This window comes from Bartonella capreoli, from assembly GCF_902813205.1.
In the GTDB taxonomy this organism is placed as follows: Bacteria; Pseudomonadota; Alphaproteobacteria; order Rhizobiales; family Rhizobiaceae; genus Bartonella; species Bartonella schoenbuchensis.
The window spans coordinates 1-945 of sequence record NZ_CADDZX010000060.1; the positions used below are offsets into that span (position 1 = coordinate 1).

Consider the following 945-nt stretch of genomic DNA (forward strand, 5'->3'; position numbering starts at 1 on the left):
CACAAACTTGATAAATGAGAAGCATCATTAAAAATAGGTGCGCGCTCATGAAGCATGAGCAAGACCAGTGTTGTATAAACAGCTGTTTCTTTTGGCTTCAAAAGCATAAGCTCAATTAAAAATTGACTAGGATAAAATTTTACCCAGGGTGATTTCGTTGCCATCACTATTTTCCCTCTCTTATTAAATATAAAATTGCCAAAGCATCTGCTTCATTATCATCTTCAGGCTCATGTCCTTTTGCACGCACAGCCTTAATCATTTCTGTTTTTGGGGCATTACCTCTGCCTGTCATTGCTTTCTTAATCGTAGCAATGGGGATACCTTGATAAGGAGTCTGATGGTGTTCACACCAAGAGGTTAAGATTGCTAACAAGCCCCCATAAACATGAGCAGCATCTGTACCAATGTGACAGCGCACTTCTTCAAAATACACTGCGTCAATATGCTCTAGTATCGCTTTGGTTTCTGTAAGCCACTGCTTGAATCTTAAATACCTCATCCCACCGCCTTCAAATCGACGTGTAGAAAAATTTACTGTTCCACTGGCTATCGTGCCGTCTTCAGAAGAAATTGCCCAACCTGTTTTCGTACCTAGATCAAGACAAAGAATGGTTTGTGAATGAAAGCTCATGACATTACTGTCTTATCTGTTGGGCATCACGTTGAGTGGAAGCACTCACATCAACCTCTGCGTCATCGACAAAATGCTTACCCGAACAGATCTTTTGAACGCCGTAAATATGAACATTGCCAGCAACTTCTGCATCACCGGAAATTTCTGTTCCGCCGTAAACGCGTGCATTACCAGAAACTTTTGCATTGCCGTGAACATGTGCACCAAAATAAATACATGCACGGCCATAAATTCGAGCATTACCGTTAACATATGAACTGCCGTAAACCTGAGCATCACCGTAAACACGTGCATCGCCACCAATTACT

Annotated in this window: 1 protein-coding gene and 1 pseudogene; both read right to left on the bottom strand. The window is 41.7% G+C overall.

Annotated features, from left to right (window positions below; translation table 11 throughout):
• Positions 1-166 precede the first annotated feature (166 nt).
• The gene (locus tag J7R05_RS07270; RefSeq protein ID WP_208541768.1) at positions 167-634 is read right to left on the bottom strand and encodes a crossover junction endodeoxyribonuclease RuvC; all 468 of its coding nucleotides are present in this window, start codon (positions 632-634) and stop codon (positions 167-169) included.
• 4 nt (positions 635-638) lie between these two features.
• Positions 639-945 (bottom strand): annotated as a pseudogene (locus J7R05_RS07275) (hypothetical protein); the annotation flags it as partial.